Annotated in this window: 18 protein-coding genes and 2 pseudogenes; 13 read left to right on the forward strand and 7 right to left on the reverse strand. The window is 71.3% G+C overall.

From position 1 onward, the window contains the following. The first annotated feature begins 76 nt into the window (after positions 1-76). Positions 77-1,468 (forward strand): tannase/feruloyl esterase family alpha/beta hydrolase, encoded by a 1,392-nt coding sequence (locus tag ACIHFB_RS05085; RefSeq protein WP_400125306.1) that lies wholly within the window; start codon positions 77-79, stop codon positions 1,466-1,468. A 4-nt stretch (positions 1,469-1,472) separates the two neighbouring features. On the opposite strand, the gene ACIHFB_RS05090 is transcribed toward ACIHFB_RS05085, so the two are convergent. Further along, the gene (locus ACIHFB_RS05090; protein WP_365270231.1) at positions 1,473-1,655 is read right to left on the reverse strand and encodes a hypothetical protein; all 183 of its coding nucleotides are present in this window, start codon (positions 1,653-1,655) and stop codon (positions 1,473-1,475) included. A 394-nt stretch (positions 1,656-2,049) separates the two neighbouring features. Between ACIHFB_RS05090 and ACIHFB_RS05095 the strand changes: the two genes are divergently transcribed. From ACIHFB_RS05095 to ACIHFB_RS05105, 3 genes and pseudogenes are all read left to right on the forward strand, one after another. After that, the gene (locus tag ACIHFB_RS05095) at positions 2,050-4,896 is read left to right on the forward strand and encodes a DEAD/DEAH box helicase (RefSeq protein WP_400125309.1); all 2,847 of its coding nucleotides are present in this window, start codon (positions 2,050-2,052) and stop codon (positions 4,894-4,896) included. Beyond that, a pseudogene (locus tag ACIHFB_RS05100) lies at positions 4,893-6,162 on the forward strand (SWF or SNF family helicase). Before ACIHFB_RS05095 ends, ACIHFB_RS05100 begins: the two are co-directional and overlap by 4 nt. Positions 6,163-6,529: 367 nt before the next feature. Further along, a complete protein-coding gene (locus tag ACIHFB_RS05105; RefSeq protein WP_400125311.1) occupies positions 6,530-7,873 on the forward strand; it encodes an esterase-like activity of phytase family protein in 1,344 nt (447 codons plus the stop codon). A 57-nt stretch (positions 7,874-7,930) separates the two neighbouring features. Here the strand turns inward: ACIHFB_RS05105 and ACIHFB_RS05110 are convergent, their stop codons facing one another. After that, positions 7,931-8,341 carry a hypothetical protein gene (locus tag ACIHFB_RS05110; protein ID WP_365270243.1) on the reverse strand — a complete coding sequence of 137 codons (411 nt, stop codon included), beginning with the start codon at positions 8,339-8,341 and terminating at the stop codon, positions 7,931-7,933. Between the two features lie 142 nt (positions 8,342-8,483). Then, complete coding sequence (gene xylA / locus ACIHFB_RS05115) at positions 8,484-9,650, reverse strand: xylose isomerase (protein WP_365270246.1); 1,167 nt, start codon at positions 9,648-9,650, stop codon at positions 8,484-8,486. A gap of 164 nt (positions 9,651-9,814) precedes the next feature. On the opposite strand from xylA, the gene xylB reads away from it, so the two are divergent. Next, on the forward strand, positions 9,815-11,260 hold the full coding sequence (xylB, locus tag ACIHFB_RS05120) for a xylulokinase (RefSeq protein ID WP_400125313.1): 1,446 nt from the start codon (positions 9,815-9,817) through the stop codon (positions 11,258-11,260). 13 nt (positions 11,261-11,273) lie between these two features. Next, the gene (locus ACIHFB_RS05125) at positions 11,274-12,482 is read left to right on the forward strand and encodes an ROK family transcriptional regulator (RefSeq protein WP_365270252.1); all 1,209 of its coding nucleotides are present in this window, start codon (positions 11,274-11,276) and stop codon (positions 12,480-12,482) included. 173 nt (positions 12,483-12,655) lie between these two features. Here the strand turns inward: ACIHFB_RS05125 and ACIHFB_RS05130 are convergent, their stop codons facing one another. Next, entirely contained in the window at positions 12,656-12,796 is a 141-nt protein-coding gene (locus ACIHFB_RS05130) for a hypothetical protein (RefSeq protein WP_400125314.1), read from the reverse strand. A gap of 117 nt (positions 12,797-12,913) precedes the next feature. On the opposite strand from ACIHFB_RS05130, the gene ACIHFB_RS05135 reads away from it, so the two are divergent. The 4 genes from ACIHFB_RS05135 (at position 12,914) to ACIHFB_RS05150 (ending at position 17,640) form a co-directional block, all read left to right on the forward strand. Next, positions 12,914-13,927 (forward strand): acetamidase/formamidase family protein, encoded by a 1,014-nt coding sequence (locus tag ACIHFB_RS05135; RefSeq protein ID WP_400125316.1) that lies wholly within the window; start codon positions 12,914-12,916, stop codon positions 13,925-13,927. Positions 13,928-13,980: 53 nt separating this feature from the next. Continuing rightward, complete coding sequence (locus tag ACIHFB_RS05140; protein ID WP_400125609.1) at positions 13,981-14,598, forward strand: N-acetylmuramoyl-L-alanine amidase; 618 nt, start codon at positions 13,981-13,983, stop codon at positions 14,596-14,598. Between the two features lie 121 nt (positions 14,599-14,719). Continuing rightward, positions 14,720-16,060, forward strand: coding sequence for a GAF domain-containing protein (locus ACIHFB_RS05145; protein WP_400125611.1), 1,341 nt, complete (start codon positions 14,720-14,722; stop codon positions 16,058-16,060). A gap of 56 nt (positions 16,061-16,116) precedes the next feature. Beyond that, positions 16,117-17,640, forward strand: a complete 1,524-nt coding sequence (locus ACIHFB_RS05150; protein WP_365270258.1) for an aldehyde dehydrogenase family protein — start codon at positions 16,117-16,119, stop codon at positions 17,638-17,640. A gap of 273 nt (positions 17,641-17,913) precedes the next feature. Here the strand turns inward: ACIHFB_RS05150 and ACIHFB_RS05155 are convergent, their stop codons facing one another. Continuing rightward, positions 17,914-19,041, reverse strand: a complete 1,128-nt coding sequence (locus ACIHFB_RS05155; RefSeq protein WP_400125318.1) for a Gfo/Idh/MocA family protein — start codon at positions 19,039-19,041, stop codon at positions 17,914-17,916. Between the two features lie 122 nt (positions 19,042-19,163). Here ACIHFB_RS05155 and ACIHFB_RS05160 point away from each other — a divergent pair, with 122 nt between their 5' ends. Then, on the forward strand, positions 19,164-19,523 hold the full coding sequence (locus tag ACIHFB_RS05160) for a helix-turn-helix domain-containing protein (RefSeq protein ID WP_365270267.1): 360 nt from the start codon (positions 19,164-19,166) through the stop codon (positions 19,521-19,523). 71 nt (positions 19,524-19,594) lie between these two features. Here the strand turns inward: ACIHFB_RS05160 and ACIHFB_RS05165 are convergent, their stop codons facing one another. Continuing rightward, complete coding sequence (locus ACIHFB_RS05165; protein WP_365270270.1) at positions 19,595-21,142, reverse strand: helix-turn-helix domain-containing protein; 1,548 nt, start codon at positions 21,140-21,142, stop codon at positions 19,595-19,597. Positions 21,143-21,363: 221 nt separating this feature from the next. Between ACIHFB_RS05165 and ACIHFB_RS05170 the strand changes: the two genes are divergently transcribed. Both ACIHFB_RS05170 and ACIHFB_RS05175 read left to right on the forward strand, forming a co-directional pair. Then, positions 21,364-22,185, forward strand: coding sequence for an FAD binding domain-containing protein (locus ACIHFB_RS05170; protein WP_365270273.1), 822 nt, complete (start codon positions 21,364-21,366; stop codon positions 22,183-22,185). Then, positions 22,182-24,912, forward strand: a pseudogene (locus ACIHFB_RS05175) (molybdopterin-dependent oxidoreductase). Before ACIHFB_RS05170 ends, ACIHFB_RS05175 begins: the two are co-directional and overlap by 4 nt. On the opposite strand, the gene ACIHFB_RS05180 reads toward ACIHFB_RS05175, so the two are convergent. Further along, positions 24,854-26,215: a methyltransferase domain-containing protein gene (locus ACIHFB_RS05180; RefSeq protein WP_365270276.1), complete on the reverse strand. Its 1,362-nt coding sequence runs from the start codon at positions 26,213-26,215 to the stop codon at positions 24,854-24,856. The pseudogene ACIHFB_RS05175 and the gene ACIHFB_RS05180 overlap by 59 nt on opposite strands. Positions 26,216-26,512 lie beyond the last annotated feature (297 nt).

A 26,512-nucleotide genomic window follows, 5' to 3' on the forward strand; every position in this document is an offset into this window, starting at 1 on the left:
ACCCATGGATGGCCTGCGGACGGGACAGCACCATGCACTGAGTTCCCGCTGTCTCGCGTCCCGCCCGGAGGCTGTCATGCGTCTGTCCCGAGGTACTCCCCTCCTCGCCGCCGTGGTGGTGGCTGCGGCAGTCACCTGGCCGACTCCCGCCGCGGGCACGGCAGTCCGGGACGGCCACTGTGCACGCCAGGAACAGGTACGGGTGCCGGGCTCGGCCTTCCAGCAGAGCGCCTGTCTGTCGGATCTGACGACTGCCGGACTCGCCGGCACCCCGTACACGGACCTGGCCGACCAGGCCGGTCTGACCGCGGCCGGCACGCGCACGCCGTCCGGTGTGCCCGGTCTCCAGATCGACGGCTACTTTCCGGACTCCTCGCACTTCAACGCCACGCACGGCTGGCGACACGACGCCCAGTTCGTGATCCGGCTTCCGGACCGCTGGAACGGCGGCCTGGTCGTCACCGGCGCGCCCGGCACCCGCAGACAGTACGCGACGGACAAGGCGATCTCGGACCAGGTCCTCGCGCAGGGCTACGCCTACGCGGCGACCGACAAAGGCAACAACGGCTCCGACTTCTACCGGGACGGCACCCGCCCGGGAGATGCGGTCGCCGAGTGGAACACCCGGACCACTCAGCTCACACGGGCGGCGAAGCGGGCGGTTGCCCAACGCTACGGGCACGCCCCGCGGCGCACCTATGTCACCGGCATCTCCAACGGCGGCTATCTCACCCGCTGGCAGTTGGAGAACCACCCGGAGCTGTACGACGGCGGCGTGGACTGGGAGGGCGCGCTCTGGACCACGGACGGGCCCAGTCTGCTCACCTCGATGCCCACCGCGGTGGCGCGGATGCTCGGCTCGGCGCGGGATGAGGACCTGTACGCGGTGGGCTTCGCGCGCGGCTCGGAATTTCTCTGGCCGTACCACGAGACGGCCTATTGGGGGGTCACACAGAAGATCTACCGCGCCGAGTTCGACCCCATCTACGACCCCGCCTGCCCGGGCCCGTCCGCCGGGAACACCCCGGAGCGGATTCTCGCCCCGTGTCCGGCCGACGCGGCCTACGACTACGCGTCACGTCCCGCGTCCGTCCGTCGCGCCGTGGCCAAAGTGGCGCTGACCGGCCGCATCGGAAGGCCGCTGATCACACTGCATGGCGATCTGGACGCGCTGCTGCCCAAGGCTGCCGACTCGGATGTGTACGCGCGCATGATCGATGTGAGCGGACGGGGCGCACTGCATCGCTTCTACACGATCCGGGGCGGCACACATGTCGACGGGCTGTACGACACCTTTCCCGACCGGTTGCGGCCGATTCTGCCCTGCTACCGGTCGGCGTTCGACACGCTGGTGGCCTGGGTGGAGCAGAGCACCATGCCGCCCGCGGACCGTGCCGTCGACAGGCCCGTGGGCGGCGATGTGGTCGGCTCCTGCGCACTGGCCGACCGGGATGCGCCGGTGCGTTAATGCCTCAGCGGCCGAGCTCCTTGCGGGAGACGCGGCGCAGCCTGCGCCGCTGCGAGGGGTCCAGCGCCAGGTAGGCGCCGGCCGGGACTCCCACCACGATCAGCAGTACGGCCCACAGGGGCAGCCAGATCCATAGGAAGAGTCCGACCGCCACACCTCCTATGGCGATCTTCGCGTTGTTCGACATGCTGTCGCCTCCTTCGCGGCCACTGCCGCTCTCTGTCCTGAAAACGGGTCCGCGCTTCCGGCAGTTCCGGACCACGACCCTGAGACGCCCCTGAGTCGCGACCCCGAGACACCCCTGAGATCGCACCGCCCACTCAGTCCTGCGAGGCCTCCCGCCTGTGACACGGCAGCTACTGACAGGAGCGACTTTCCCGTCTCCGCAGTGGTTGTCCATCTCCGCAGTGGTTGTCCGTCTCCGCCATGATGGTCTGTCTCCGCACCGGGTGGATACCCGGCCGGAGCATGGAGTGACCCGGTTCGCTGCCCTGTCATGCCGGGAACGCAGGCGCGGTGCTGTACCCTCGGCGACCCCGACCACGGTAGTCAAATTTGAGGAATAAGTCATCGTTGTGCAGATGCCTCCCGTCGCAACGCCGGCCGACATTGCTGAACTGGCACGCTGCTGTGCCGTCTTCGTACCCGGCGATCCGGCCCGCACCGGCCGCGTCGCCTTCTGGCGGCCGGAGGGTGAAGTACCCGCTGTCGTCGCATCGGGGTCCGTGGAGGACCTGACTGTCGTTCTGCCCGGCGGAAACGGTGTCGAGGCGGCGACCGTGCCCGCCATGGTGCTGCCGATGCGGGCCGCCCTGCCCGTACTCACACGCGCGCGTGCCTCCGCGCACGCACACCGGGCGCCCGTGTTCTGGGGCGCGGCCGCAGTTCTGGCACTCCAGCTCGTGGCACGCGGGCTTGTACTGCCCGGCCTGTCCGAGCGTGACCACGACGCCTGGCGGGTCGGCCCCCTGCGCACGTCCGACGTCGAGCGCCTGCGCGAGCTCGCCGCCGCCATGCCGCCCGAGTCGCACGCCGTGCCGGTGGAGGGCGACGGGCCGTTGCAGCTGCCCGACCCGGAACGACTGCTGCGCGCGTTCCTCGACGCGGTCGCCGACGCGTTGCCTCGCTCCCCCGCCGCGTCGCTGGTGACCGGCGGGCCCGCCTACGCCGCCCATGAGCCGCAGCGGCTGCCCGATCAGCGCGCGTGGGCCGCCGATGTCGCCGCGGGGCACGATGCCGGCGTGCGGCTCTCGCTGCGCATCGAGGTGCTCGGCCTGGCCGCCATGACGCAGGACGACGCGGCACCGTCCTTCCGGGCCGTGCCTCAGGTGCACAGCGTCAGCGATCCCGCCCTCGTCGCGGACGCCGCTCAGGTGTGGGCGGGATCCGGCGCCTTCGGATCACGCGCGCGGATGGACGCCCTCCTGGCTCTCCGCCGCGCCGCCCGAGCCTGGCCTCCGCTGACACCGTTGCTCTCGGCGGCCGTGCCGGACGCGGTCGAGCTGGCCGACGAGGAAGTCACCGACCTGCTGGGCGAAGGTGCCCACGCACTCGCCGGTGCCGGAGTCGACGTGCACTGGCCCAGGGAGCTGGCCCGCAACCTGACCGCCCACGCGGTGGTCGGCCCGGCGGACGACGAGTCGGTGCCGGGCGCACGCCCCTCGAACACACCCTCGTTCCTGTCGGCGGACGCCCTGCTGGCCTTCAACTGGCGGTTCGCGCTGGGCGACCAGCGGCTCTCCCGCAAGGAATTGGATCACCTCGCCGAGGCGAACCGCCCCGTCGTGCGGCTGCGTGACCAATGGGTCCTGATCGACCCTCGGGAAGTGCGTCGCGCCCGCGCGGAGCAGGACCGCAAGGTCACACCCGTCGACGCCCTGAGCGCCGCTCTGACGGGCTCCACCGAGGTCGACGGCCGCCCGGTCGACGTACACCCCACCGGGTGGCTGGCAGCCCTGCGGGAGCGGCTCGCGGACCCCGAGACGCAGGAGCCCGTCGAGCAGCCCGCCGCGCTCGCGGCCACCCTCCGCGACTACCAACGGCGTGGCCTGAACTGGCTGGCTCGGATGACGTCCCTGGGGCTGGGTTGTTGCCTGGCCGACGACATGGGACTCGGGAAGACGATCACGTTGATCGCCCTGCATCTGCACCGGCAGACCGACGAGTCGGCGGCCGGACCCACCCTGGTGGTCTGTCCGACGTCCCTGATGGGCAACTGGCAACGCGAGATCGAGAGGTTCGCGCCGGGTACTCCCGTGCGCCGCTTCCACGGCCCGCGGCGCGATCTGGGGGCCCTGGCCGACGGGGAGTTCGTGCTCACCACGTACGGCACGATGCGTCTGGACGCGGGTCGGCTCGCCGAGGTGCCATGGGGCATGGTCGTGGCCGACGAGGCCCAGCACGTGAAGAACCCGTACTCGACGACCGCCCGGGAGCTGCGCTCGATCGGCGCACGCGCGCGTGTGGCACTCACCGGTACCCCGGTGGAGAACAACCTGTCGGAGCTGTGGGCGATCCTCGACTGGACGACCCCGGGTCTGCTGGGCCCGCTCGCCGCCTTCCGTACCCGCTACGCGCAGGCCGTCGAGGGCGGTCAGGACCCGGCCGCCGCGGAGCGGCTCGCCCGGCTCGTACGGCCGTTCCTGCTGCGCCGGCGAAAGGCTGATCCCGGGATCGCGCCCGAGCTGCCGCCCAAGACCGAGACGGATCGGGCCGTGTCGCTCACGACGGAGCAGACAGGTCTGTACGAGGCCGTGGTACGCGAGACGCTGGCGGAGATCTCCGGTGCCGACAACATGGCGCGGCGCGGGCTGATCATGAAGTTGCTGACGGGCCTGAAGCAGATCTGCAACCATCCGGCGCAGTTCCTCAAGGAGGAGCGACCCAGGATCGCCGGGCGCTCGGGGAAGCTGGAGCTCCTGGACGAACTGCTCGACACGATCCTCTCCGAGGGAGCAAGCGTTCTTGTCTTCACCCAGTACGTCCGGATGGCGCGGCTCATCGAGCGGCACCTGAAGTCCCGTGGAATGTCCTCGCAGTTCCTGCACGGCGGTACACCCGTCGCGGAACGGGAAGCGATGGTGCGGCGTTTCCAGGACAGTGAAGTGCCTGTCTTCCTGCTGTCGTTGAAGGCTGCGGGCACGGGTCTGAACCTCACCCGCGCCGAGCACGTCGTGCACTACGACCGCTGGTGGAATCCGGCGGTGGAGGCGCAGGCCACCGACCGCGCCTATCGGATCGGGCAGAACAGGCCGGTGCAGGTGCACCGGCTGATCGCCGAGGGAACCATCGAGGACCGCATCGCCGAAATGCTGAACCGCAAGCGGGAACTGGCCGACGCGGTGCTCGGCTCCGGCGAGGCGGCACTGACCGAGCTGACCGACACCGAGCTGGCCGATCTGGTGGAGCTGCGAGGGGGCACGCGATGAGCCAGTACGACCGTGACACGGAGCGTACGTTCGCGGCGCTGCCTCCCGCGCCCGGGAGGGGCTTCGCGCAGACCTGGTGGGGCCTGGCCTGGTTGAAGGCGCTGGAGGACGCGGCGCTGGACTCGGGGCAGGTGAAGACGGGCCGCAGGCTCGCGCGCGCGGGTGCCGTGGGAGCGGTGTCGGTGCGCCCGGGGCGTATAACGGGCCGTCGTCCAGGACCGCGATCGCACGATGCATCGCGCCGACGTCCTGCTGGCGGAGCTGACCGACGATCAATGGACCCGTTTCGCGGACATGGCCGTCGAACGCGCCGGCCATGTCGCGGCACTGCTGGACCACGAAATGCCGCCGCATCTCGTCGAGGACGCGGCGGCCGCTGGGATCGAACTGCTGCCGGGCCTGGGCGATCTGGAGCCGGAGTGCGACTGCGGCGCCTGGGACCACTGCGGACACACGGCCGCGCTCTGCTATCAGGTGGCACGGCTGCTGGACGAGGACCCCTTCGTGCTGCTGTTGATGCGGGGACAGGACGAACGCGCCGTGGTGGACGCCCTCCAGGCCCGCAGCGCCGCACCCTCCGAAGAGCCCTCCGAGCCGCGGGGAGTGGACGCCGCGGAGGCCTATGCGGCCGGGGACATCCTGCCGCCGCTGCCCGCGCCGCCCGAGCTCCCCGACGAGCCCGGGGTTCCTCCGTCACTGGACACCGAGGCCGCGCCCGCGCCCGGAATCGATCCGGCCGCCCTGGAGTACCTCGCCGCGCGGACCGCCGCGCAGGCCCACCGCCTGCTCGCCGAGGCGCTGCGGCCCGGGACGGAATCGGACGCGCCCGCGGCTGAGTTGACCGTCGCTCAGGACGCCGTACGCCTCTCCGCGGGCCGCTCCCAACAGGGCGTCCTGGATCGGCTCGCAGAGGGTTCGGGGCGCAGCCGGGACTCATTGGAACTGGCCGTCCGCGCCTGGCGGCTGGGAGGTACGGCCGCGCTGTCCGCGCTGGAGGAGGAGTGGCCCGTCGCAGGAGAAGCACTCGCACGCGCGCGTGCCGCGCTGGAGTCGGCCTGGGAGGAGGACGAACGGCCGCCGCTTCGCGCCCGGGGCAACCGGTGGACGGTCATCGACACGCCCTCCCAGTTGCGCCTGGGCCGGGACGGCCGCTGGTGGCCGTTTCGGAAGGAGCGGGGCCGCTGGGTGCCCGCGGGGAGGGCGGCCCAGGATCCGGCGACGGCGTTGGCGTCCGCGGAGATCCACTCATCCGAAGAGGCCGTCTAGGAAAGCGGGTCGGCGCATCATGAACTGGAGCTGTCCGACGCCGGTGAGGTGGACGGCTTCGTCTCGGGCTGGATCACCCAGGCCCCGTTCCGTACCGACCGCGCCTACGAAAGGGTGACCGCCCGGCTCGGCGCGGACCGAGTGAACCGACTGCTCGTGGGACCTGGAATCAGGCACATGGCACGCCGGCCTTCCACCGGCACATCGGCCGGCAGGAGCCCGAAGCGCTGCCGGGCAGCGAGACCGACATCGTGGTGTTCCTCTCGACGAGCGCCCGCCGCCCCGCGTTCACCTGACGGTCGCACGGCGTTCGATACGGGGCCCAACTCTGGCCGCTGTCGTTGAACTTGCTCCCCAGGAGGCCCTGATGTCCCCGTATGCCACCGGCCGGCGCCGCGTCCACCGTTCACTCGCAGCGGGCGTTCCGCTGGCGGTGGTGGCCGCCGCACTGGTGGCGGCCGGTCCGGCCTCGGGATCGACGACCACCGCTCCGTACGTCACCCGCACGGCCACGCTCGGCGACATCCCGCTGGGCACGTTCAGCAACGCGTTGCTGCCGGGGACCGTGGCCGACGACCGGGGTGTGGACCTCGGCGGCATCGGCAGTGACATCTATCCGACCGGCCGTAAGGGCGAGTTCTGGACGGTCACCGACCGCGGGCCCAACGGCCAGATCAAGGTGGACGGCAGCAAGCGCCGTACCTTCCCGGTGCCGGGCTTCGATCCGGCGATCGTGAAGATCCGGGTGTCCGGCGACACCGTGAAGGTGCTGGACGCGATCCCGATCACCACGAGGTTCGGGAAGCCGGTCACCGGCCTGTCGAATCAGGAGGGGCGTGACGAGGCGCCGTACTCCTATGACGCGCGGACTCCCCTGTCGTACAACGCGAACGGGCTGGACACCGAGGGCATCGTGCGGGCCGGGGACGGGAGTTTCTGGCTCGTCGACGAGTACGGGCCCTCCCTGGTGCATGTCTCCGCGCGCGGGAGGGTGCTGGCGCGCTATGTGCCCGAGGGGCTGCACCTGACGGGCGCGGACTACCCGGTCGTGGAAGCGCTGCCTTCCGTCCTGCTGCACCGCAAGATCAACCGCGGCTTCGAGGGACTGGCCCAACTGCCGGGCGGTGACCTCGTGATGGCCGTGCAGAGTCCCCTGTCCCTCCCCGACGGGGATGCGGGGGACGCCTCGCGCACCACCCGTCTGCTGCGTTTCTCGCCGAAGAAGAAGGCGGTCACCGCCGAGTACGCGTACCGCTTCGACCCGGTGAACGTGGTCGACCCGAGTGAGGACGACACCTCCGAGCTCAAGATCTCGTCCGTGGTCGCCGTGGGCCGGGACCGGCTGCTGGTCGAGGAGCGCACGGACAAGGCCGCGCGGCTGCACGTCGTGCACCTGGGACGCACGGCGAACATCCTCGGCGGCCCCTGGGACGACGACACGACCTCTCCGTCGCTGGAGCAGCTCGACGACCCGGCGGCCTCCGGTGTGCCGGTCCTGGCCAAGCGCCTGGTCGTCGACCTGGCCACGGTCGACGGCGTGCCCGGGAAGATCGAGGGCGTCGCGCGCGTGGATCGCGACACTCTCGCCCTGATCAACGACAACGACTTCGGCATGACGGACGGCACCGGCGCCTTCGACGCGAACGGCCGGCTCGTGGACAGCGGCATCGAGACGACGGTGACGTACGTGCGGCTGCCGCGCGGCATCTGATCCCGGGCCCGGTCGGTGAGAGTGCGGCACGCACGCGTGCCGCACGAACACGTCGTCCTAGGGCAGGTCGACCCCAAGCGACGGCAGCAGCGACTCGAGGTCGCTCGGCAGCTCGCTCGGGAATTCCGAAGGCAGCGAGGGCACCTCGCTGGGTAGCCTGCTGGGCAGCTCGGTCGGGAGGTCCAGCGAGGGGCCCGACGAACTGCTGGTGCTGCTCTCGGCAGGCGTCTTCTCGTCCGGCGAGTCGTCGCTTCCCGAAGCGACCAGCACCACGGCTACGACGACGGCGATGCCCACGAGGGCGGCAATCAGGATGAAGAGCGGTCCGCGGCGCCGTCCGGAGCCGCCGTCCGGTGGCTGCTCCGGCGGCGGCCAATCACCGTACGAGGGCGGTCCGAAACCGCTGCCCGAAGGCTGCGTCCCACCCGGCGGTCCGGGCGGCTGAGGCGGTACGGGCGGCATGGCCATACCGTCCAGCGTCGCCTCGGACAGGGCAGGGCGCGACCCCCGCACGGCAGTTGATACGGGCTCATGGCGTGGACCGCATGATTCCGGAGCATTCCCGCGCGGAGATCGCCGTCAGCCGGCTCTCACCGGCACGCGCGCGTACTCAGCCGCGCGCCGCCAGCAGATGGTCCATGGCCAGCTGGTCGAGCCGCTCGAAGGCCATGCCGCGCGCGGCGGTCGCGTCCACGTCGAACTCCTCGAACGCCGAGCGGTCCGCGAGCAGCGCGTCCAGACCGTCCGCGGCCGTGGGCTGCGCCAGCTCGTCCAGACGCGAGGCGCGCAGGGCCTCCTGGACCTCCGGGTCGCCCCGGAAAGCGGCGGCACGGTCCTTCAGGATGAGGTAGTTGCGCATGCATCCCGCGGCCGACGCCCACACGCCGTCGAGGTCCTCGGTCCGCGGCGGCTTGAAGTCGAAGTGCCGGGGTCCGGCGTATCCGGCGCTCTCCAGGAGGTCGACCAGCCAGAACGCGGCCCGCAGGTCGCCGGCGCCGAAGCGCAGGTCCTGGTCGTACTTGATGCCGGACTGGCCGTTGAGGTCGATGTGGAAGAGCTTGCCCGCCCACAGGGCCTGTGCGATGCCGTGCGGGAAGTTCAGCCCGGCCATCTGCTCGTGCCCGACCTCGGGGTTGACGCCGTACATCTCGGGGCGCTCCAGGCGCTCGATGAACGCCAGGGCGTGACCGACGGTGGGCAGCAGGATGTCGCCGCGCGGCTCGTTCGGCTTGGGCTCGATCGCGAACTTCAGGTCGTAGCCCTGGGAGATGACGTACTCGCCGAGGAGGTCGAAGGCCTCCTTCATGCGGTCGAGGGCGACACGGACGTCCTTGGCGGCGCCGGACTCGGCGCCCTCGCGGCCGCCCCAGGCGACATAGGTCTTGGCGCCGAGCTCGACCGCCAGGTCGATGTTGCGGATCGTCTTGCGCAGGGCGTAGCGGCGCACGTCACGGTCGTTCGCCGTGAAGGCGCCGTCCTTGAACACCGGGTGCGTGAAGAGGTTCGTCGTGGCCATCGGCACGGTCATGCCGGTCGTGTCGAGCGCCTGACGGAAGCGCTTGATGTGGGACTCGCGCTCGGTCTCCGAGGACCCGAAGGGGATCAGGTCGTCGTCGTGGAAGGTCACTCCGTGGGCCCCGAGCTCGGCCAGGCGCTGCACCGACTCGACCGGGTCGAGGGCGCGCCGCGTGGCGTCGCCGAACGGGTCCCTTCCCTGCCAGCCGACGGTCCACAGGCCGAAGGTGAACCTGTCCTCGGGGGTGGGCTGGTAGTTCATGCCGCGGCTCCCTTGCTCGCTTGCGACTGATCGCTCACGACTATTTCGTCATGGCGCTTTACAAATTAGTATGCGGAAGCATCTCTGGGAAGAGACACAGGTGTCTTTCGTCAGACATGAGCCAGACATGAGCCGGGCATGAGCCGCAGAAAAGGGAGAGCCTGATGTCAGCAGCCGAGGGTCCGCTCGTCGTCGGCGTGGACACGTCCACCCAGTCCACCAAGGCGCTGGTCGTCGACGCGTCCACCGGTGAGGTCGTCGCGAGCGGCCAGGCGCCGCACACCGTGTCCTCCGGAGCGGGCCGGGAGAGTGATCCGCGCCAGTGGTGGGACGCCCTGTGCGAGGCCCTGCGCCAGTGCGGTGACGCGGCGCGCGAGGCCGCCGCGGTGTCGATCGGCGGGCAGCAGCACGGCCTCGTCACGCTGGACGCCCAGGGCGACCCGGTGCGTCCGGCCCTGCTGTGGAACGACGTGCGCTCGGCGCCGCAGGCTCGTCGACTGACCGAGGAACTGGGGGGCGCGAAGTTCTGGGCCGAGCGCACCGGCCTGGTCCCCGCCCCGTCCTTCACGGTCACGAAGTGGGCCTGGCTGGCCGAGCACGAGCCGGACGCGGTCCGCGCCACCAAGGCCGTACGCCTCCCCCACGACTACCTCACCGAGCGCCTCACCGGACAGGGCACGACCGACCGCGGTGACGCGTCCGGAACGGGCTGGTGGGCGTCCGGAACCGAGGCGTACGACGCGGAGATCCTTGCGCATGTCGGGCTCGACCCCGCGTTGCTGCCCCGCGTGGTGCGGCCCGGCGAAGTCGCGGGCACCGTGCGCGACAGCCATGACCTGCCCTTCTCCAAAGGCACGCTCGTCGCCCCGGGCACCGGTGACAACGCCGCCGCCGCGCTGGGCCTCGGGCTGCGCCCCGGCACCCCGGTGCTCAGCCTGGGCACGTCGGGCACGGTGTACGCGGTGTCGAAGCGGCGCCCCGCCGACCCCACCGGAACCGTGGCCGGATTCGCCGACGCCCACGGTGACTGGCTGCCCCTGGCCTGCACCCTGAACTGCACGCTCGCCGTCGACCGCATCGCGTCCCTGCTGGGCCTCGACCGCGAGGCCGTGGAACCCGCCGCCGACATCACGCTGCTGCCCTACCTCGACGGCGAACGCACCCCCGCCCTCCCCCACGCCTCCGGACTGCTGCACGGCCTGCGCCACGACACCACCGCGGGCCAGCTCCTCCAGGCCGCTTACGACGGCGCTGTCCACGCACTGCTGGGCGCACTGGACCTGGTCCTCGACGAGGACGCGGACCGCTCGGCCCCGCTGCTGCTGATCGGCGGCGGCGCCCGGGGCACCGCCTGGCAACAGACCGTACGGCGGCTGTCCGGACGTCCCGTCCAGGTGCCCGAGGCCAAGGAACTGGTCGCGCTCGGCGCCGCCGCGCAGGCGGCCGGGCTGCTCACCGGCGAGGATCCGCCCGCGGTGGCCCGGCGCTGGCGCACCGCCGACGGCCCGGTGCTGAACGCGGTGGAGCGGGACGAGACGACCCTGGCCAGGATCTCCGGGGTACTCTCCGACGCGGCCCCGCTGCTGGAGCGGAGCACGGCGAAGGACTGAGGACGACGGAGGCATGACCGCACCCCTGCACGAGGCCCACCCGGCAGGAGCCGGGCGCGCACTGCCCAACACACAACAGGGCATGCGCCGCCGCAACCTTGCCCGCGTGATGCACACCGTCAGCGCCGAGGGGCCCCTGTCCCGTGCCGCGGTCGCCTCACGCATCGGGCTCACCCGTGCCGCGGTGTCGACCCTCGTCGACGAGTTGATCCGCTCGGGGCTGCTCGAGGAGCTGGGTCCCGAGCGTCCCGGCCGGGTGGGACGGCCCGGCTCTGCGCTCGCCGTCAGCGGACAGGGCCCGGCGGGGATCGGCGCGGAGATCGGAGTCGATCACCTCGCGGTGTGTGCGGTCGATCTGCGCGGAGAGGTCCGGGCCCGGGCCGTACGGTACGGCCCGAACCGTGGACGCCCGCCCGAACCGGTGATCGAGGAACTCACCGAGCTGGTACGCCGGATCGTCGCCGAGGCCCAGCGCGAGGGTCTGTGGCCGGCCGGGCTCGCCGTGGCCGTGCCCGGCCTGGTGGCGCGCGACGCGCGAACGGTCGTACGCGCCCCGAACCTCGACTGGCACGACACCGACCTCGGCGCCCTGCTGCCCGCGGACCTGCCGCTGACCGTGGACAACGAGGCCAACTTCGGCGCGCTCGCCGAACTCCGGCTCGGCGACGGCACTCCACGGGACTTCCTGCACGTGTCCGCCGAGATCGGCATCGGCGCGGCGGTCGTGGTGGACGGACAACTGCTGCGAGGCACGCGGGGTTTCGCGGGAGAACTGGGCCATGTGCCGGTCCGCCCGGACGGACCGGCGTGTCCCTGCGGGGGCCGCGGGTGCCTGGAGCAGTACGCCGGGGAGGAGGCGGTGCTGCGTGCGGCCGGTCTGGAACCGGGCGAGGACCGCGTCGGGCTGCTCGCGGGGCGCGCGGCGGACGGCGACACGGACGTACGACGTGCCCTGCACGACGCGGGAGAGGCGCTCGGCATCGCACTGACCGGAGCCGTCAATCTGCTGGACCCCGAGGGCGTGGTGCTGGGCGGTGCACTGGCCGGGCTCGCGCCATGGCTGCTGCCGTCACTGGAGGCCGAGTTGGCGCGACGGACGGCGGGGCCGGCATGTCCGGTGGCCGTGTCGCGGCTGGGTCCGCACGGGCCGTTGCTCGGTGCCGCCCACTCGGTCGTCCGGACGGTGCTCGACGACCCGGCGACTGTGGCCGAACGGGCCTGATCACCAACGGACTTCGCCCGTTCGAGTGAGCGAGTTTTCCACAATCGCGCACCCGTCCACGGATACGCGGCGCGCACTTCTGCCCAACCCGCATGCGCCGTACCGTGATCCACGCGAGGCGCAGCTGTCGTGTTGTGGCGGCGGTGTGCACGGCGAGGTGGATGAGGGGGAATTCACGTGTCCGGGGAGACGACAACATCCGGGAAGGCAGCGGTTGGGCTGCGCCGCAACGCGATCGGTTTGCGCGCGGTGCTCTTCCAGGACGTCACAGCGAGGGCGCCGGTCGCGGCGATCACGACGGTCACAGCAGTCACAGCGGTCACAGCAGCCGCCGCGTCCATTCCGCCGAGCGCGAGAGTAGCCGGGACCGCACGCGTCCACCTCGACGAACCCTCCCCCAGCGGCCTTCCGCAGAACGGAGCTGTGCAGCGATGAGCGACCCCCGGATTCTGACCGTGCGCCCCGAACCGGGCGAGTACGCCTGGACGTTCGGCGGCGCGCCACCCGTGGCCCGGATCGCGCCCGGCACCGTCCTCGACCTCTACACGGAGGACTGCTTCGGCGGGCGGGTGCGCTCCGAGAAGGACCTGGTGTCGGAGGTGTGCGAATTCCCGTATCTCAACCCGCAGACCGGCCCCTTCCACATCGAGGGCGCGGAGCCGGGCGACACCGTCGCCGTGCACTTCGTCTCGATCGAACCCGCCCGGGACTGGGCCGCGTCGACGACGGTCCCCCTGTTCGGCGCGCTCACCTCGACGCACACCACGGCCACCTTGCAACCGCCGCTTCCGGAGACGGTCTGGATCTGGCAACTCGACCGGACCCGCCGTACGGCACTGTTCCGGGCGCACGACAGCGACATCGAGGCCGAGTTGCCCATCGACCCGATGCACGGCACCGTGGGCGTGGCCCCCGCCAATCTGGAAGTGCGCTCGGCCCTCGTGCCGGACGCGCACGGCGGGAACATGGACACGCCGGAGATGCGGGCCGGCGTCACCTGCTATCTCGGGGTGAACGTCGAGGGGGCTCTGCTCAGCCTCGGCGACGGTCACGCCCGGCAGGGCGAGGGCGAGACCTGTGGGGTCGCCGTCGAGTGCGCGATGAACACCACCGTGATCGTCGAACTGCTCAAGGGCCTCGCCACTCCGTGGCCGCGCATCGAGTCCGACACCCACATCATCTCGACGGGCTCGGCGCGACCGCTGGAGGACGCCTTCCGGATATCCCAACTCGACCTGGTGCATTGGCTTGTACGCGACTACGGGTTCAGTGAGCTGGACGCCTACCAGTTCGCAACCCAGACCGTCGAGTCGCCGCTGGCCAACGCGTGCGACACCAACTACACATGTGTGGCCAAGCTCCGCAAGCAGTGGCTGCCCGCCCGCGAGACACATCGCGGCGTGCATGCGCAACTGCGGGAGACGGCGGCAACCCTGCGACGGTGAGCAAGACATCCCGCGAGATCGTCCGCCCCGACCACCGAAAGGCACCGCCCCCTATGGAACGGGCAAGACCGCTCCCCACGAGACGTCGGCTCCTCCAGAGCGCCGCCCTGGCCGCCGTACCGTACGCGCTGCTCCCCGACGCGCGGGCCGGAGCGCAGGTCCAGGCCGTCGACCACCCGTCGGCCGAGTGGCAGCCGGCCACCACCGCCAACTACACCGGCCACACCGGCCACACCGGAACCCCACGCCCGGCGGGCCGGCCGGTCGATCGAGTGATCATCCACGTCACGCAGACGGCCTACGCCGCCACCCTGTCCATCTTCCAGAACCCGAGGAAGCAGGTGTCCGCGCACTACGTCGTCCGCTCGTCCGACGGTCATGTGGCGCAGTCCGTCCGGGAGTCCGACGTCGCATGGCACGCCGGGAACTGGGAGTACAACACGCGCAGCATCGGAATCGAGCACGAAGGGTGGGTGGACCGGCCCGGCTGCTTCACCGACGTGATGTACGAGGCGTCGGCGGGGCTCACCGCGGCGATCTGCACAAGACACGGCATACCTATGGACCGCGCGCACATCATCGGGCATGACGAGGTGCCGGGCACGGATCACACCGATCCCGGACCCAACTGGGACTGGGCTCGCTACCTGAGACTGGTCAACCTCGTCTGACCGAACAGCGTGACTGACTGAACGGGGTGACTGATTCACGTAGCCACGGTCGAAGTGGTTGTCCACGCGAGCACCCGGAGTGACGATGTCCTCAGCCGCATCGCAGTCCGGGGAGGCCGAGTTGACGGATCCATGGGTGGCCCTGGAGCCGGGGGCCGACCCTACCGAGCGCGTGCGGATGCTGCGTCGTGCGCATGAGACGTTCACCGAGGTGGGCAGGGTGCCGCGGCCGGTGCGTTCGGTGGTGGCCGACTCGTGGCGGCGTTCCGCGCGGGCCGGGGTCGGACCCGACGGCACCGCCCGGGTGGAGCTCGTGGACGGTGACCTCGGTGCCTATCGTGCCGAGCATCCGCTGGCCCGGGTGATGCCTCTGTTCCGGGAACTGATGGGCACGTTCGCGGCCGACGGTGAGCATCTGCTCGCGGTGTGCGACGCGCACGGCAGGCTGCTGTGGGTCGAGGGCGATGCGACCACCCGTAGGCGGGCGGACCGGATGAACTTCGTGCCCGGCGCACGCTGGGCGGAGACCGCGGTCGGGACGAATGCGCCGGGCACGGCGGTCGCCGTCGACCGGCCGGTGCAGGTCTTCGCCGCCGAGCACTTCATCCGGAGGGTGCAGCCGTGGACTTGCGCGGCGGCTCCCGTGCACGATCCGCGCACCGGGCGGGTGCTGGGCGCCGTGGACATCACCGGCGGGGACGGGCTTGCACATCCGCACAGCCTGGGATTCGTCCAGGCGGTCGCTCGGGCCGCCGAGTCCCAGCTGGCACTGATCGCTCCAGGGCAGCCGGCCGCCGACATGCCCGAACTGACCGCGCTGGGCCGGGACGAGGCAGTGCTCGTCGCGGCAGGCCGCCGGATCAGGCTCAGCCGCCGGCACAGCGAGATCCTGGTGCTGCTGGCCCGCCACCCGGAGGGGCTGACCGGCGACGAACTGCTGTGCGCGCTGTACGAGGACGAGTCGGTGACACCGGTGACCCTGCGCGCCGAACTGGCCCGGCTGCGCAGGCTCCTCGGTCCCGGGCTGCTGGCCTCACGGCCGTACCGGCTGACCGCGCAGGTCGAGTCCGATGTCGACGTTGTCGAGCGGCGCCTGGATGCCGGGGCGGTCACGGCGGCGGTGACAGCGTACGTCGGCCCGTTGCTGCCCGCCTCACAGGCACCGGCGGTGGTGCGGCTCAGGCGCCGTCTGGCCGACGGCCTCCGGACGGCGCTGATCGCCCGCGGTGACCCCGACCTGCTGGCCGACTGGGCGCACGCGCCGTGGGGCGAGGAGGACCTCGACGTCTGGCGCGCGCTGGCCGCCGTACGCCCGACGGCCGCGGTCCGCTCGCGGCTGGCCGCGCTGGAGTCGGAGCTGTCGGCACCGGCCGACTGGGCACGTGGGGCGGCGGGTCACCGGATCCCCGACGTGCGGAGCGACGCCGCCCCCGCAACGTACTCGCAACCTCCCCGTCCCTAGCCTCGCGCCGAGAGCTGCCCAACGGCGGGCAGCGCAGCTCCGGGAGGCAGAGCACCATGACCCGTTACGCGGCGCCCGGTACACAGGGCGCGATCGTCTCCTACCAGGCGCGCTACGACCACTTCATCGGCGGCGACTGGGTGCCGCCGGCTCGCGGGCAGTACTTCGAGAACCCGTCTCCGGTGAACGGGCAGCCGTTCACGGAGATCGCGCGCGGTACCGCCGAGGACGTGGAGCGGGCGCTCGACGCGGCGCACGCGGCCGCACCCGCCTGGGGCCGCACCTCGGTGACCGAGCGGTCCGACATCCTGCTCAAGATCGCCGACCGTATGGAGGCCCATCTGGAGCCGCTGGCGGTTGCCGAGAGCTGGGAGAACGGCAAACCGGTCCGCGAGACCCTCGCCGCCGACATTCCGCTGGCCATCGACCACTTCCGCTACTTCGCGGGCGCGATCCGTGCCCAGGAGGGCTCGCTCGGCGAGCTCGACGACGACACGGTGGCGTACCACTTCCATGAGCCACTGGGCGTCGTCGCTCAGATCATCCCGTGGAACTTCCCTATTCTGATGGCGACTTGGAAGCTCGCGCCCGCCCTCGCCGCGGGCAACGCGGTCGTCATCAAGCCCGCCGAGCAGACGCCGGCGTCCATCCACTACTGGATGAGCCTGATCGCGGACCTGCTGCCGCCGGGCGTGGTGAACATCGTCAACGGTTTCGGCGCGGAAGCGGGCAAGCCGCTCGCGTCGAGCCCGCGAGTGGCGAAGGTGGCGTTCACGGGCGAGACGACGACGGGGCGGCTGATCATGCAGTACGCCTCGGAGAACATCAAGCCCGTCACGCTGGAGCTCGGCGGCAAGTCGCCCAACATCTTCTTCGACGACGTCTGGGCGCAGAACGACGACTTCCGTGACAAGGCGCTCGAGGGCTTCACGATGTTCGCGCTCAACCAGGGCGAGGTGTGCACCTGTCCGTCCCGGGCGCTCGTCCAGCGCGGTCGCTACGCCGAGTTCCTCGAGGCGGCTGTCGCACGCACCGAGCAGATCACGGCGGGCCATCCCCTCGACACCGACACGATGATCGGCGCCCAGGCCTCCAACGACCAGTTGGAGAAGATCCTCTCCTACCTCGACATCGGCCGACAGGAGGGCGCCCGCATCCTCACGGGCGGCGAACGCGTCGAGTACGACGGTGAGTTGAAGGGCGGCTACTACGTCCAGCCGACGATCTTCGAGGGCGACAACCGCATGCGGGTCTTCCAGGAGGAGATCTTCGGACCCGTGGTCTCGGTGACGTCCTTCGACGACTTCGACGACGCCATCAAGATCGCCAACGACACGCTGTACGGCCTCGGCGCCGGCGTGTGGACCCGCGACATCAACACCGCGTACCGGGCCGGCCGTGCGATCCAGGCGGGCCGCGTCTGGACGAACTGCTACCACGCCTATCCGGCACATGCGGCGTTCGGTGGGTACAAGCAGTCCGGGATCGGCCGTGAGACGCACAAGATGATGCTGGAGCACTACCAGCAGACGAAGAACCTGCTGGTGTCGTACTCGCCGAAGAAGCTGGGCTTCTTCTAAACGCACGAGGAGAGGCGCCCGACCTGGACTTCTGCCCGTCGGGCGCCTCCCGCGTGGACAACCCGGAGGCAGACGAGACGAGAGGGCTCCGTGGAAGCGGAACTCGTGACGCTGATCGGGACCGGAGCGACGACGACGCGGCTCAGGCCGCGCCGCTCCGAACCGAACGGGCTGACAAACCGAACGGGCTGAACACGCGGCCCGGCCCCGGCCGGTGCCTCCAGTCCGAGCGCCGAAGCACGCTCCGCTGCGGCACCAACTCCCGATCGGGCATCACTTTCGCTTGGCGGCCTCCTCAATGCGGTCGAAGAGCTGCTGGCGGTGGTGGGCGTGGGTGAAGTCGGCGACTCGGTGGGTGCCTTGGTTCAGGTCCTCGCGGATACCGGCGTAGGCGTGGCCGATGGTGTAGGCCGGGCTGGTGCGGGCGTCGGCGAGGGCGGGCAGCTCGTAGGCGGCGGGCAGGGGCAGTTCGGCCAGTTCCCTGTTCTCGCCGCGGGCGCCGCGGAGGGTGACCGGTCCGATCTGGAGATGGCCGGTGGGCCCGGTGATCTGGATGTCGCCCTGGGTGCCGTTGATCTCCCACAGGAAGTTCGTGCCCCGGTTCAGTCCACCGCGGTAGTGGGCGGAGACGACGGTGCCGGACTCAAGGACACCCTGGACGGCAACCTGGTCGGCCGTGCGCTTGGGCACTTCCTCGCCGGTCTGCGCGACGCGGGCGGTGGCGTAGCGGGTGACGACGGTCGCGTCGAGGTCGGCGAACTCCCCGAGCACCATGGTCAGCGCGTCGATGGTGTGGCCGAAGGGAATGGTCAGCAGCGTCGCGCCGTTCGCGGGGTCGAGCAGGTAGACGTTGCCCTGGTCGACGGTGCCGCCGTAGGCGAATCCCGAGCCGACCAGGGTCGTGGACAGTACGTCGCCCACGTAGCCGTCGGCGATGAGGTCGCGCAGGTACCGGACGTGCGGTGAGGTGCGGGCCTGGAGACCGATGAAGGTACGGATGCCCTTGGCCTGAGCGGTCTCCGCCAGCTCCTTCGTCTCGGACGCGTTCTTGCCCAACGGCCATTCACTGAGCACCATCTTCCCGGCGTTCAGCGCGGCCATCACGTTCGCGTAGTGGTCGGGAGCCTTGACGCTGACCACGACGAGGTCGACGTCCGGGCTCTCGGCCAGTTCCTTGGCGCTGCCGAAGGCGAGCGGCACTCCGTACTGCTCGCCCGCCCTGCGGGCGGAGTCGGGGTTGGACGTGCTCAGTGCGCGTACGTCGAACCCGTCAAGGGCCCGCAGCGCGGGCAGGTGGGAGGCGGCCGCCCAGCCGCCGGAGGCGCTCAGACCGATGATCCCCACGCCGATGGAAGACCCGGACGCGAGCGAGGAAGAGGTCGGGGAAGAGGCCAAGGACATAGGTGTCTCCTACACATGGACGGGCGGGGGTATGGATCACTCCCGCCGACCAACCGTAACCCATGTACACATCCTTGCGAACATAGCGGCGACAGGACCGGTGATCCCGATACCCTTGGCCCATGGCCAGCCGCACATCCTCCCCGCTCACCCACCCCGACACGGAGGACTTCGACCTCTTCAAGATCATGAGCGCGTTGGCCGACCCCACCCGACTGGCCATCGTCGTGACGCTGGCCCACCGGCCCGGCCTGGCCTGCAAGGGCTTCTACCCGGCCGTGGCGAAATCGGCCCTCACCCGCCACCTCCGCATCCTGCGCGAGGCCGGCCTCATCCACCAGCACGACGTCGGCACAACCCGCGTCAGCGCCCTGCGCAAGGACGACCTCGACCAGCGCTTCCCCCACCTGATGGACCTGGTCATCAACGAAGGCGCCAAGGCCGACCTGCCGGTCCTTGTAGCGGACACCGAGAGCGCCTGACGCCTGCTGCCTCGTGGCGCCGAACTCGCCTTCGGCCGCAGGGCGTTGGACGGGTCTTCTACGCGCTGATCTCAGGTGGCCGGTGAACAGTCGTCCGCGGAGCTGTGGTTCGTGCGGCACAGCAGGGCCGCCCACAGGTCGAGACGGTCGGCGAGGCGGGACAGGTCGCGGCCGGTGAAGTGTTCGATGCGCTGGATGCGGTAGTGGACGGTGTTGACGTGCAGGTGCAGTGCCTCTGCGGTGCGGGCCCATGAGCCGTCGTAGGCGAGGAAGGTCCGCAGGGTGTGCAGCAGTGGGGCGGCGGAGGCGTTTGTGGTGTCGAGGAGAGAGCCGAGCACGGCGCGGCTGTAGACGGTGCGGACCTCGGCCGGCAGGCCGGTCAGCAGCGTGTTGAGGCTGGTGAGGGCGGTGGCGTCGGTGAGGAGTGAGGCGTCCGGGGCCGTGCTCCGCGCCGAGGCCAGGGCGTAGCGGGCCTCTGCGAGCGCCCCCGCCAGGTCGTGCGGTCCGGCGGCCGGTGACCCGGTGCCGCCGTGCAGCGGCACGGACGGCTCGCACGCGGCGACGAGATGCCAGAGCTCGCTCGGAGCGGCCACGACGCCGGGGAGGACCGCGAACGCGGTGCCGTCAGGGAGCCGCCCCACGGAAGCAGGCCCCGCTCCCGCCACGTGGGCGATGACCTCCGCCAGCGCGCCCTCCGCCAGACCCTCGCTCCGAGCGCCGGTGTCCGCGGCGATCACGCGGTAGGGGCCCTCGGCGGCAGGCAGTCCGCAGGCGCGCAGTGCGCCCGCCACGGCGCCGCTCTCCGCACCGGGCCGGGCGAGCAGTGCACCCAGTTCGTCCGCCGCCTGGTGGGTGGCGGCCCGGCGCCGGGTCTGCCCCTCCTGACAGCGGCCCAGGATCGCGGCGACCTCGTGCAGCATGCGAGGCGGTGCGGCGTCCGGGTCGGGCAGACAGAGGTGCCAGCGTTCGTACGGTGTGGTGGCGGCGTCCATGTCGACCGGGACCGTCGTGCAGATGCCGTCCGCGAGCAGTGCGGCAGCCTCGGAGGTGGGGAGGGCGGGCGCGCCTTCCGTGGCCGCGACCGTGCGGCCGGTGGCGGTGAGGACGTATGCGACGGCCGAACGTCCGAGGTGAGCGAAGGCGGCGGCGACGATGGCGTCCGGGCCGGCGTCCTGGGCGGCAAGGCGGCTCAGCCGGGCGCGGGCGTACTCAGGCAGAGCATGGTGGCGGCTCAGCTCCCCCCACTGCTGGAGGTACACCCTGTCGGTGACGGCCCGGAACATGACGTGGGCCGGGACGGCCGCCACCGGGATGCGATGCCGTACGCACGCCTCGATCAGGTCGTCAGGGACCGAGCCGTGCGTCTCCTCCCCGGCCAGCAGCACGGCGGCATCCGCGCCGCGCAACCCCGCAACGAACCGCTCCGCCTTGCCCTTTCCGCTCTCCGGCGTCCACCACACCAGTCCGCTGAGCACGACCTCGCCCGGCCGCACGAAACGGGCGGGGTCCTCCAGATCGGTGACGGTCACGCCGCTGATCTCCCGCCGCAGCAGCGCGTCCTCGGCCCACAGCGGGCGCAGGCCGAGTGTCTCGTCCCCCAGGAGGTGTTCGACGTGCATGTGCTGCGGCTCCTCGTACGGCACCGGATCCGGCCACTCCTCGGACGCGAACCCGGGATCTTGCATAAGCCAGGTGGCTTCGAGTCATCGCATGGTAAGTGCCAGATCAGATGCTGAATACGCCTCTTGGTTGATCCTCCAGTGTTCATGCCGGAAAGGTCGGCGTTTCCGTGTGGTGAACCAGTCGTCCGAGGCCGGTTCGCGTTGCTTCACTGGCGGTCATGGACCTGAACACGGTGGTGGAGACACGGGACGCCCGGCATCCCGCGCCCTGGCGGCCGGGGGACGCCTGGCTCGGCGGCGGCACGTACCTCTTCTCCGAGCCCCAGCCCCACCTGCGGCGCCTGGTGGACCTGAGCCGGACCGGCTGGACGCCCATCGAGCTCCGCCCGGACGGCACGCTGGAGATCGCCGCCACCTGCACGATCGCTCAGTTGTCCCGGTTCGCGAAGGGGCTCGACGCCACGGCGGCGCCGCTGTTCGAGCAGTGCTGCCGTGCCTTCCTGGCCTCTTTCAAGATCTGGAACATGGCCACCGTCGGCGGGAACCTCTGCAACGCCCTCCCGGCCGGCCCGATGATCTCCCTGGCCTCCGCGCTCGACGGCGAGTGCCTGTTGCTGGCCCAGGACGGCGTACGGCGCCGGGTGCGCGTCGCGGACTTCGTCACCGGTGCCGGCCGCAAGGTCCTGGCCGACGGGGAACTGCTGCGGTCGGTCACGCTGCCCGGCCGGGCACTGGCCTGCCGTACGGCGTTCCGGCAGGCGTCGCTGTACGGCCTCGGCCGGTCCGGAGTGCTGGTCATCGGCGCGCTCGACCCACTGGACGGCTCCCTTGCGGTCACGGTCACCGCCTCGACGGTCCGGCCGGTGCGGCTGTGGTTCCCGCTGCCGCCGAGCGCGGACGGACTGCGTACGGCGATCGGGGCCGCCGTCGCCGACGACGAGTGGTTCGACGACATCCACGGACTCCCTCAGTGGCGGCGGCACATGACGTACCGGTTCGCGGAGCAGATCCGGCGGGAGCTCGGAGGGGCAGCAGGATGAGGGTCGAGGTCAACGGGAGGTCGTTCGGGGAGGAGCCCCGTCCGGGGCAAGTGCCTGCGCACGTACTTGCGCGAGCGCGGCTGGTTCGGTGTGAAGAAGGGCTGTGACGCCGGTGACTGTGGCGCCTGCACGGTGCACGTGGACGGCGAGCCGGTGCACAGCTGCCTGTACCCGGCCTTCCGCACCGACGGCCGTGCGGTCACCACCGTCGAGGGCCTGGCCTCACCGGACGGTGAACTCCACCCCGTACAGCAGAAGTTCCTCGACGCGCAGGGCTTCCAGTGCGGGTTCTGCACGGCCGGCTTCCTGATGACGACGGCAAAGCTAGGGGAGGACCAACTCACCGATCTGCCAAGGGCGTTCAAGGGCAACCTGTGCCGCTGCACCGGGTACCGGGCCATCGAGGACGCCGTGCGCGGCGTCCGTCACATCGAGGAACCCGGCGCCGGTGAGTCCGTCGGCCGTAACCTGCCCGCCCCGGCGGGACCGCAGGTCGTCACCGGCACCGCCCGCTACACCTTCGACATCGACGTACCCGGCCTGCTGCACATGAAGTTGCTGCGCTCCCCCCACGCCCACGCCCGCATCACCGCGATCGACACCACGGCGGCCCTGCGCGTGCCCGGAGTCCACGCCGTGCTCACCCACCACGACGCCCCGGAACGGCACTTCTCCAGCGCCCGCCACGAACACCCGACGGAGGACCCGGACGACACCCGCGTCCTCGACGACACCGTCCGCTTCGTCGGACAGCGGGTCGCGGCAGTCGTCGCGGACAGCGAGGCCGCCGCCGAGGAGGGCTGCCGGCGCGTCGAGGTGACGTACGACGTCCTGCCCGCCGTCCTCGATCCGGAGGAGGCGATGCGGCCGGGCGCGCCGGTCGTGCACGACAAGGACGCGGCGACGGCCCGGATTTCCCGCCCGCGCGACAACGTCGTCGGCGAGACGCACGGCGAGATCGGCGACGTCGAGGCGGGATTCGCCACGGCCGACGCCGTGTACGAGGAGACCTTCCGCACTCAGCGGGTGCAGCACGCGAGCCTGGAGACGCACGGTGCGGTGGCCTGGTTCGACGAGGACGAACGGCTCACCGTCCGCTCCAGCACCCAGACCCCGTTCCTGACCCGCCGCGCCCTGTGCGCCCTCTACGACCTGCCGCACGACAGGGTCCGGGTGGTGGCCGGCCGGGTCGGCGGGGGCTTCGGGGGCAAGCAGGAGATGCTCGTCGAGGACATCGTGGTCCTCGCCGTGCTGCGGCTGCGGCGGCCGGTGAAGCTGGAGTACACGCGGGCCGAGCAGTTCTTCGGGGCGACCACCCGGCATCCCTTCACGATCGGCGTGAAGGTCGGGGCCCGCCGTGACGGCACCCTCACCGCGCTCCGACTCCGGGTGCTCTCCAACACGGGCGCATACGGCAACCACGGCCCGGCCGTGATGTTCCACAGCGTCGGCGAGTCCACGGCCGTCTACCGCGCCCCGCACAAGAAGGTCGACGCCTACTCCGTCTACACGCACACCGTCCCGGCCGGTGCCTTCCGGGGCTACGGGCTCGGGCAGGTGATGTTCGCCGTGGAGTCCGCGCTCGACGAACTCGCGCGCCGACTCCGTCTGGATCCACTGGAGTTCAAGGCGAGGAACATCATCGGCCCCGGCGAGGCGATGCTCACTCCCGGTGGCCACGAGGAGGATCTGCACATCGCCAGCTACGGCCTCGACCAGTGTCTGGCGATCGTGCGCCGCGCCCAGGCGGAGCCCGCGACCGAACCCGTCCCCGCGGGCTGGCTGGTCGGTGAGGGCGCGGCCCTGGCGATGATCGCGACGGGTCCACCGGGCGGCCACATCGCCGACGCGAAGGCCGCCCTGCTCGCCGACGGCACCTTCGATCTGGCCGTCGGCACCGCCGAATTCGGCAATGGCACCACCACCGTGCACCGGCAGATCGCGGCCGGCGAACTCGCCACCACCGTCGACCGGATCACCGTCCGCCAGTCCGACACGGATGTCGTACGCCACGACACGGGCGCCTTCGCCTCGACCGGTGTGGTGGTCGCGGGCAAGGCCACCCTGCGCGCCTCCCGTGCCCTGGCCGACCTGCTCCTCGACTTCGCCGCCACGCATCTGCGCGTCCCGCGCACCGACTGCCGACTCGCCGAGGAAGCGGTGCTCCACCCCGGCGGACGCCTCCCCCTCAAGGAGTTGTACGCCGCCGCCGAGGCGGTCGGCGTCACCTTCGCCGCTGACGGCCACTTCGGCGGCACCCCGCGCTCGGTCGCCTTCAACGCCCAGTGGTTCCGCATCGCCGTCGACCCCGGCACCGGCGAGATCCGCATCCTGCGCAGCGTCCACGCGGCCGACGCCGGCAAGGTCATGAACCCGATGCAGTGCCGCGGCCAGGTCGAAGGGGGCGTCGCCCAGGCACTGGGCGCCACCCTCTTCGAGAACGTCCGCATCGACGAGCGCGGTGAGGTCGAGACGGCCGCCTTCCGCCGCTATCGGCTGCCCCAGTACGCCGACATCCCTCGTACCGAGGTCCATTTCATGGAGACGGCCGACACCATCGGACCGTTGGGCGCCAAGTCGATGAGCGAAAGCCCTTTCAACCCGGTCGCGCCCGCCTTCGCCAACGCCCTGCGTGACGCGACCGGCGTCCGCTTCACCGAACTGCCGCTCACCCGCGACCGGGTGTGGCTGGGGCTGCGGGATCAGAAGGTGAGCGGCCGCTCGTAGAAGCCCAGCCGGTGCGGCGCACGGCCCGGGCCAGGAAGTGGTGGGCCGCGTCCTCGTAGCAGGCCAGGTCCCAGCCCGTCGCGTGCAGGGCCGGGCGCAGGTTCTCCTCGGCCAGCGGGTCGGCGGGGTCGAGGGGGCGGCCGTGGCGGGCGGCGCGTTCGGCGCGGCCGGAGGGATGAAAGAGCAGCAGGACGCCGCCGGGGGCGGTCACCCGGGCCCACTCGCGCAGAGCGGTCGCGGGGTCGGGGACGTGATCGACCAGGCCCGCGCTGAAGATGCCGTCCAACGCCCCGGTGGGGAGCGGGAGTCGGCAGGCGTCGGCGAGCACAAGGCCGGTGCGTCCCTTTCGGGCGGCGGCGGTGAGCATCGCCGGGGTGAGGTCGGCGCCGAGCACGGCGCCTTCGATGCCGACCTCGGCGCGCAGTGCGGCCAGGGCACGGCCGCTGCCGCAGCCGACGTCCAGGACCCGCTGTCCCGGGCGCAGCCCCATGCGGGAGACGGCCGCCGCGTACCGGGGGCCGTCGGCGGCGAAGCGCTCCTCCCAAGCGGCCGCCCGGGGTGTGAAGAAGGCACGGGTCGTGGTCGCCGTGGCCCGCGACGCCACCAGGGTGGCGAAGCGTTCGAAGACTCCGTCGCGGTGCGGGGCCAGAGCGGCCAGTTCGGCAGGAGCCGATTCCTGGAGGTCCGGCGCGGTGGCCGCCTCCTCCGGGAAGGCCACGGCGAACGCGTCGACCGCCGCCTTGTCCACCTCCAGGTGGAACTGGAGCCCCCAGGCCGACCCACCGATCCGGAACGCCTGGACCGGGTAGCGCTCACAGGAGGCCAGCAGGGTCGCACCCGCCGGGAGGTCCATGGTGTCGCCGTGCCAGTGCAGCACGCGCAGGCGCTCGGGGAGTCCGGCGAACAGCGGATCGGCGAGGGCCGCCGAAGTCGTCCGTACGTCCTCCCAGCCGATCTGCTCGGCGTCCCCGGCACGGGCCGTGCCGCCCGCGGCCACCGCCAGCAGCTGCGCGCCGAGACATACGCCGAGCACGGGGACCTCGGCCTCCAGCGCGGCCCGCAGCAGTGACAGCTCGGCCGCCCGGGTCACGAAGCCCGAGGAGTCTTCGTAGGCCGCCATCGGCCCGCCCATCACCACCAGCGCCGTCAGTCCGGCAGGCGACTGAGGCACCGGGTCCCCCGCCCAGGTACGGCACACCCGCACCGGCAGCCCGGCCGCCTCCAGCGCCGTACCGATGGCGTACGGGCCCTCGTACGGCGTGTGCTGGACGACCAGGACGCCCGTCGCTTCCGTCCAGCTCACGAGTGGCCCTCCGCTGTCGCCGTACCGATATCGCTCGGTGTGACGCCCCATGAGACACAGCCGTCGTCCACGCAGATCGCCTCCCGGACGACCGTACCCGGACTCACCTCCCAGACAAACGCACATGCCACGCATGTCAGGCTCGATTCCGGCTCATGCAAAGCAAATGAGAGTTTCACCTTGCATTTGCGGCATCCGTGAGGCGGCTGGTCGACGGCGGGAGGCCGACGCACTGAACTCGACCTCCACCAGCCGCGCCCACGATCTGCGAGGTGGCACCTGCCTCACTCATCGCAG

The sequence above is a fragment of the Streptomyces sp. NPDC051963 genome (genome assembly GCF_044593495.1).
Taxonomy (GTDB): Bacteria; Actinomycetota; Actinomycetes; order Streptomycetales; family Streptomycetaceae; genus Streptomyces.

Bases quoted from the DNA above. Each gene is read 5' to 3' on its own strand.
- ACIHFB_RS05085 (WP_400125306.1), top strand. From the start codon at position 77: ATGCGTCTGTCCCGAGGTACTCCCCTCCTCGCCGCCGTGGTGGTGGCT.
- ACIHFB_RS05090 (WP_365270231.1), bottom strand. From the start codon at position 1,655: ATGTCGAACAACGCGAAGATCGCCATAGGAGGTGTGGCGGTCGGACTC.
- ACIHFB_RS05095 (WP_400125309.1), top strand. From the start codon at position 2,050: ATGCCTCCCGTCGCAACGCCGGCCGACATTGCTGAACTGGCACGCTGC.
- ACIHFB_RS05105 (WP_400125311.1), top strand. From the start codon at position 6,530: ATGTCCCCGTATGCCACCGGCCGGCGCCGCGTCCACCGTTCACTCGCA.
- ACIHFB_RS05110 (WP_365270243.1), bottom strand. From the start codon at position 8,341: ATGGCCATGCCGCCCGTACCGCCTCAGCCGCCCGGACCGCCGGGTGGG.
- xylA (WP_365270246.1), bottom strand. From the start codon at position 9,650: ATGAACTACCAGCCCACCCCCGAGGACAGGTTCACCTTCGGCCTGTGG.
- xylB (WP_400125313.1), top strand. From the start codon at position 9,815: ATGTCAGCAGCCGAGGGTCCGCTCGTCGTCGGCGTGGACACGTCCACC.
- ACIHFB_RS05125 (WP_365270252.1), top strand. From the start codon at position 11,274: ATGACCGCACCCCTGCACGAGGCCCACCCGGCAGGAGCCGGGCGCGCA.
- ACIHFB_RS05135 (WP_400125316.1), top strand. From the start codon at position 12,914: ATGAGCGACCCCCGGATTCTGACCGTGCGCCCCGAACCGGGCGAGTAC.
- ACIHFB_RS05140 (WP_400125609.1), top strand. From the start codon at position 13,981: ATGGAACGGGCAAGACCGCTCCCCACGAGACGTCGGCTCCTCCAGAGC.
- ACIHFB_RS05150 (WP_365270258.1), top strand. From the start codon at position 16,117: ATGACCCGTTACGCGGCGCCCGGTACACAGGGCGCGATCGTCTCCTAC.
- ACIHFB_RS05155 (WP_400125318.1), bottom strand. From the start codon at position 19,041: ATGTCCTTGGCCTCTTCCCCGACCTCTTCCTCGCTCGCGTCCGGGTCT.
- ACIHFB_RS05160 (WP_365270267.1), top strand. From the start codon at position 19,164: ATGGCCAGCCGCACATCCTCCCCGCTCACCCACCCCGACACGGAGGAC.
- ACIHFB_RS05165 (WP_365270270.1), bottom strand. From the start codon at position 21,142: ATGCACGTCGAACACCTCCTGGGGGACGAGACACTCGGCCTGCGCCCG.
- ACIHFB_RS05170 (WP_365270273.1), top strand. From the start codon at position 21,364: ATGGACCTGAACACGGTGGTGGAGACACGGGACGCCCGGCATCCCGCG.